The organism is Prochlorococcus marinus (assembly GCF_001180245.1).
Taxonomy (GTDB): domain Bacteria; phylum Cyanobacteriota; class Cyanobacteriia; order PCC-6307; family Cyanobiaceae; genus Prochlorococcus_A; species Prochlorococcus_A marinus_F.
The window spans coordinates 1-5,634 of sequence record NZ_CVSV01000023.1 but is presented as its reverse complement, the minus strand read 5'-3'; the positions used below and the strand labels follow the sequence as shown (position 1 = coordinate 5,634).

Here is a 5,634-nt window from a genome sequence, read left to right as displayed (position 1 = left end):
TTCTATGAGGGCAGAAGCTAAAAATATAGGCAAATGAGAAATTAGAGATACTGCTTCATCATGCTCTTTTGGCGAAGCTTGGCAAATTTCACAATCCATTGATTTTATGAGCTCGGAAATAGTTCTGACTGAATTTAAATCACTATTTTGTGTTGGGGTAATAATCCATTTTGCATTTTTAAAAAGACCTTCAAAACCTGAATCAACTCCTTTTTTTTCTGTGCCCGCCATTGGATGAGATCCAATAAATAGAGGATGTGAATTTTCCCATGTATTTACAATTGGTTCTTTTACAGAGCCTACATCAGTTAGTATTGTTTCTTGAGGTATTGATTTTACTAATTGTTTCGACGGACTGATCAAATCTTTGATAGGCAATGCCAAAATTATTAGCTCACATTTTTTTAATAAGCTCAGATCACAGCTAACAAAATTTGCAAGGTTTTTATCCTTAGCTTTTTTTTCATTAAATTCATTATTTGCTATTCCATAAATTGTATGATTTAGACTTTGGAGTTTTAATCCTAAAGAACCACCAATTAATCCTAATCCTACTATTCCAATTTTCATAAATTAATTAATTCAAGACCCTCTTTTATTGATACCAATTTTTTGTATATTAGGTTCATAAATTTTGCATGTTTTTGAAATTAAATTAATTATAAATGCTTGAAATTTTAAGTCATCAATATTTGAAAAATTTTTTGAGAGATCAAAGTATTAATTGGGAGCATATATATTCTTTTGGGAGGATAGTTTCCAAATGTATTGAAAATGATTCTACCTATTTAATTAATTCAGAAATTTTCTCTAGCTATGATTGGTTACCTCCAATTTTGATTTCTTTATTTTTAAAGGAAGAGGATTCAACTTTTATTTTATCTAAAGAAAAAATCCAATTTATAAGCCAATTTCAGATAGATTTATTCAAAAATCTAGGTTTTAATTTTATTTTGAAAAATGATCAATTTATTTTTGCAAATCATCAAGTTCACTTGATAACTATCCAAAATTTTCTTAATGATCCCAATTCTCGTAATCTTAGAAATCATCGAATAGTTTATTCAGGAATTGAGGATATAAAACAGGATTTAAAAAATCATTTTAGGATTTCTTTATTTAAAAAGGATTGGACAAATAATTTTAAAGAATTTGAATTAATCAATCAAAAATTTATAAAAGTATATGATTCGTTGAAGAAAAAGTTCTTCTTGAGAAAGGTCTTAGGAAATAGTTATATCAATTTAGATGAAAAAGAAATTAGTTTCTTGTCGAACTTTTTTCATGAAAATTCTTTTTTTTCTGATAAATTTTTAAATGTCAACAAAGCATTATCTCAAGGTTGGGCATGCTGGGTAAAGTTAAACGATACAAATTTAGATTGGAATTTGTATTTACAGCCAGTCGATGAACTTTTTCAAATTAAGGAATTTTTTTCAAATAATAAATTTGTTTTTTTATCAGCATTGAGAAAAGATAATTTTTTCCAAATGTATTTTAAAAAGCATAGTTTAGATATTGACTTGGTTATTAATTTTAAGAGTAATTTTGAAGAGAAAAACATTTCTTTATATATACCCTCTAAACAGTTGCTTCCTAATAATCCTCTTTTTACCAATTCAATCTTGGACAAATGCAAAAAGTTAATACTTTTTAGAAAGGGTTTAACTTTAGTGTTGTCTGATGATATTGATTTAAAAACTAATCTTGCTACAGAATTAGCTTCTACTTACGGGAAAAGAGTATTGCTAGAGACAATTCCCTCAGGTAGTAATGAAATCCTTTGCTCTAATTTTGACTGGTGGATTATGAATTCTTATTTAATTCAAATTCCAGAACAAATTATCATTCCTTTACTTCCGATTCCGAATATGTCAGAACCCATTAATGCAATTACCGTCTCTCATAAAAAGAAGCTTTCTCAAGATTGGTTTAGAGACTTCTTGCTTCCTCAAGCTAGAATTAAACTTGAAAGATCTATTTCTCCTTTAAGAAGAAATTCAGGTAAGTTAATAATCCTAGATGGAAGAGCAAATAAAAGAAACTGGGGAAGATTACTTTTGCAAAACATTCAGCCCTCAAAACAAATTAACTACATGCTACCTTTTGATTAGGTTATGATTTTGTAAACAACTAAAGAAATATGGGAGAAGCAAAAAGACGTAAAACACTTGGTTTACCTCCAAAAAAAAATAATACTAAAACTAAAATTGATGAGTCTCCAAGATTATTTGAATGGCTTCCCTTTACAATTAATCAAAGAGATAACCTAATTAAATTAAGTATTAAGGCCAGTTGGTTTGGAATCGGAGGGTTAGTAATCTTATGGATTGTAGTGAGATTTATAGGCCCTGCTGCTGGGTGGTGGACTTTAGCTGATTCTTTATAAATCTAAGCTACTGTTTTTATATCATTAACAGCGATTGTATTAGCAGGATTGCTATTTAATGCTTTCATTGAATTAGAACTGACTTCAGTTCCTTCTGTTAATTTCTCTTTAACCATAGATTCTACTTTATTCCTGATTTCTAAGTTTTGATCAAGCCAAATTATTGTATTATCTCTTCCTTGTCCAATATTTTCTCCTTCATAACTATACCAAGCACCTCTTCTTATGATGATATTAGTCTCTTCTGCTAAATCCAATAAGCATCCTGTTGTACTAATACCTTTCCCAAAGAGAATATCAAATTCTGCAATTCTAAATGGTGGCGCAACTTTGTTTTTTGCTACTTTCACTTTTGCTCTTATGCCATATTCCTCAGTACCTCTTTTAAGAGTTTGAATTCTTCTGATATCAAGTCTTACTGAGGCATAAAATTTCAATGCATTACCTCCTGTGGTTGTTTCTGGATTACCGTATGTAACGCCAATTTTTAGGCGTAATTGATTCAGGAATATTACCGTACATCCAGATTTGCCAATATTTCCTGTTATTTTCCTCATTGCTTGGCTCATTAGCCTTGCTTGGCTTCCAATTACGTGATCTCCCATCTCACCTTCTATCTCGGCTCTTGGGGTTAGTGCTGCGACCGAGTCAACAACTACAAGATCTACTGCACTCGATCTTATAAGTTGGTCAACTATTTCTAGAGCCATTTCACCAGTATCTGGCTGTGAAACTAACAAATTTTCAACATCAACACCTAAAGAGGCCGCATAAACTGGATCGAGTGCATGCTCAGCATCTACAAATGCAGCTACTCCTCCATTTTTTTGGACTTCCGCAATCGCGTGAAGCGTTAATGTAGTTTTTCCTGAACTTTCTGGTCCGTAAACTTCTACTACTCTTCCTTTTGGATAGCCTCCTCCTAATGCTAAATCTAACGTGAGCGCTCCAGTAGATATTGTTTCTACTTTCATTCTTGAGGCGTCACCAAGTCTCATTATTGAACCTCGTCCAAAATTTCTTTCTATTTGACCTAAGACAAGACTTAATGCCTTGTCTTTTTCTTTTGATTCAGTTTTTTTCTTTTCTTCAAGGCTCATTGTTTGATTTATCGGTTAAAGTTCTTGTAATTATTCTAAATTTGGAAATTTTTATTTAAACCAAACTTCATAAATACAAACTATAGTACATCTGTACTCTAGCTGATTATCTTTAAATTGCAACTAATTCCTTAAGATTACCTAATTTTAATAATTTGATTTCATTAGTTAACTTATTTGTATCCGATTCTTTCAAATATCCCCAATCAGCTAGGAAGCATGGAATGTGAGAAGTTTCTGAATTTTGTTTAATATCAATTAGAGTTTTTTTTCTATCTTCTATAAAGCCTAAAATTTCATAAGTTTGTGTAAGTTTTTCAGCTATTTTGATTTTTGTTCCTGATTCATAACCAAAAATAAATTCTGGAAAAATATTTAGTTGTTTAAGAATTTTTTCTGCAAATATTTTACCTTTAGTTGTTATGACTCCAGTTTTTATTCCTCTTTTGCTTAATTCTTTCATAAAATTTATAATTTCAAAAAAAGGTTTATGTAAATTTACCCACGATTTAAAATCTTTATCAATTTGGTACTTGCGAGACTTATCTAACATTTTTTGTATATCTTTTGCTATCCAGGAATTTTCATTTAATATCCTTTGGCAATTTTGATGATAATTATTAATGAAATCATCTTTGTTATCACTTTTTAATGGATTTTCTGTTTTTATAATTTCGTGAACAATTAGAATCATTTCCCAACCATATTTAACCCAAGGCCTAATTTCTTTGAAAGAATTTGGTACTCCTTGATAAAGTTTTTGATCAATAGTGATGTTGGGTGAATTTAAATATCTTTCACAGGCCAGCAAGGAGCTATGCCAATATTCTTGCATTCCATCAACTATTACTCCATCAAAATCAAATAGAAAAATTTTTTGAGAAGACACCAATTGAATATTAGGACTGGGCCGCTAGGATTCGAACCTAGGAATGTCGAGACCAAAACCCGATGCCTTACCACTTGGCGACGGCCCATTGAATTACCATTTTAATACATGAGAAGATTTTTTTCTATCCAAAAAATACAAATTTTTTATAAACATGGCGCTAGTTTTGAAAAATAAAAATATTATTTGAATGAGCTCGATTTCCATGGCTCTAGAAATTTCTGAGCTTTTTTGATCGCCAAACCCATTATTTCAGGATACTCATAGAGTTTTTTGTTATTTTTGTGAGCAAATTCAATGAGAGGCTGCATAATTTTTCTTGCAGCACTTCCAAATGCTATTCCATCTGGGAGATTGTTTGAATTCAACAATTCATGAGTTTTTTCATTTGTTCCTCCTGCTAATTGAATTAATCCTGGTGGAAGATCTGCACCGATTTTTTCAAACAACTTAATAGCATCTCTACTTGTTGTAGGAGCAAGATCTCCAGACATTGGCCTTCCATCTAGTTGCCAAATAAGGGGAATATCTAGTTCATTCAGAATTTCATATCTTTCCCAAAGAGCTTTCAAAAGATCTTCGGGCTCTTGGGCTTTTTTGAAAGATTGATTTAATCCACAACTAATAGAAATCTTGTCTAATTTCATGCCAGAACTTTTAAGGATCCTTACAACTTTTGTAAAAGAATCTAGGCGATTGATTTCTGTATGAATTTCTACTGCATTGGGTCTTATTTTTTGAAGTGTTGATGCTAAATCTTTTTTTGACAAATTATATTCATATTCACTAATTAGATTTAGAGGACAACTATTTAAACATCTTCCACATCCATAACATTTACTCTCTTTAATTCCGAAATTATCAATTGCAAAGGTAGGGCATACTTTTTCGCATGGTCTTGGACAACTAGGGGGACATTTTAAAGGATCAAATTTTGCTTTTCGAAAGTGGATATCATTACCATCACTAATACTTATCATTAATCCAGGGGAGTTTTTAAAGACTTTTTTTGCCCAATCGATTCCTTTTTTTGCTGCACAAACTATAGATTCTTCTGCTGCAACATCTATGTAGTCGACACCAGCAGCAGTATAAATTGCACATAAATCTTCAATGGCAACAATATCTTCATTACTGGCACCACAAATTAACTTAATCCATTTATCTTTTTTATTCTTGGTTTTAATCAAACAATTTAACTTTCAAATTCATCCAAAATATAATTACTTAATGGTTTCCATTCAAGTTTTCTTGAA

At 30.9% G+C, this 5,634-nt stretch carries 6 protein-coding genes and 1 tRNA gene; 2 read left to right on the top strand and 5 right to left on the bottom strand.

The window, feature by feature from the left end; genetic code table 11:
- Positions 1-570, bottom strand: a 570-nt coding sequence (locus AMO19_RS00435; RefSeq protein ID WP_075506879.1) for a prephenate/arogenate dehydrogenase, incomplete at its 3' end; no start/stop codon positions are given.
- Between the two features lie 95 nt (positions 571-665).
- On the opposite strand from AMO19_RS00435, the gene AMO19_RS00430 reads away from it, so the two are divergent.
- Positions 666-2,114: a DNA helicase gene (locus tag AMO19_RS00430; protein ID WP_075506878.1), complete on the top strand. Its 1,449-nt coding sequence runs from the start codon at positions 666-668 to the stop codon at positions 2,112-2,114.
- Positions 2,115-2,143: 29 nt separating this feature from the next.
- A complete protein-coding gene (locus tag AMO19_RS00425) occupies positions 2,144-2,389 on the top strand; it encodes a DUF2839 domain-containing protein (protein ID WP_025895071.1) in 246 nt (81 codons plus the stop codon).
- Between the two features lie 2 nt (positions 2,390-2,391).
- Here AMO19_RS00425 and recA read toward each other — a convergent pair whose 3' ends face one another.
- The 4 genes from recA to AMO19_RS00405 all read right to left on the bottom strand — a co-directional run bounded on the left by recA (position 2,392) and on the right by AMO19_RS00405 (position 5,568).
- Positions 2,392-3,489, bottom strand: coding sequence for a recombinase RecA (gene recA / locus AMO19_RS00420; protein ID WP_011819174.1), 1,098 nt, complete (start codon positions 3,487-3,489; stop codon positions 2,392-2,394).
- A gap of 112 nt (positions 3,490-3,601) precedes the next feature.
- Positions 3,602-4,378 carry an HAD family hydrolase gene (locus AMO19_RS00415; RefSeq protein ID WP_075506877.1) on the bottom strand — a complete coding sequence of 259 codons (777 nt, stop codon included), beginning with the start codon at positions 4,376-4,378 and terminating at the stop codon, positions 3,602-3,604.
- 16 nt (positions 4,379-4,394) lie between these two features.
- A tRNA-Gln gene (locus AMO19_RS00410) sits at positions 4,395-4,466 on the bottom strand.
- A gap of 94 nt (positions 4,467-4,560) precedes the next feature.
- Entirely contained in the window at positions 4,561-5,568 is a 1,008-nt protein-coding gene (locus AMO19_RS00405; protein ID WP_075506876.1) for a Light dependent period protein LdpA domain-containing protein, read from the bottom strand.
- Between the last annotated feature and the right edge of the window lie 66 nt (positions 5,569-5,634).

Excerpts from the sequence above, each read along its gene's own strand:
- AMO19_RS00430 (WP_075506878.1), top strand. The coding sequence starts at position 666 with ATGCTTGAAATTTTAAGTCATCAATATTTGAAAAATTTTTTGAGAGAT.
- AMO19_RS00425 (WP_025895071.1), top strand. The coding sequence starts at position 2,144 with ATGGGAGAAGCAAAAAGACGTAAAACACTTGGTTTACCTCCAAAAAAA.
- recA (WP_011819174.1), bottom strand. The coding sequence starts at position 3,489 with ATGAGCCTTGAAGAAAAGAAAAAAACTGAATCAAAAGAAAAAGACAAG.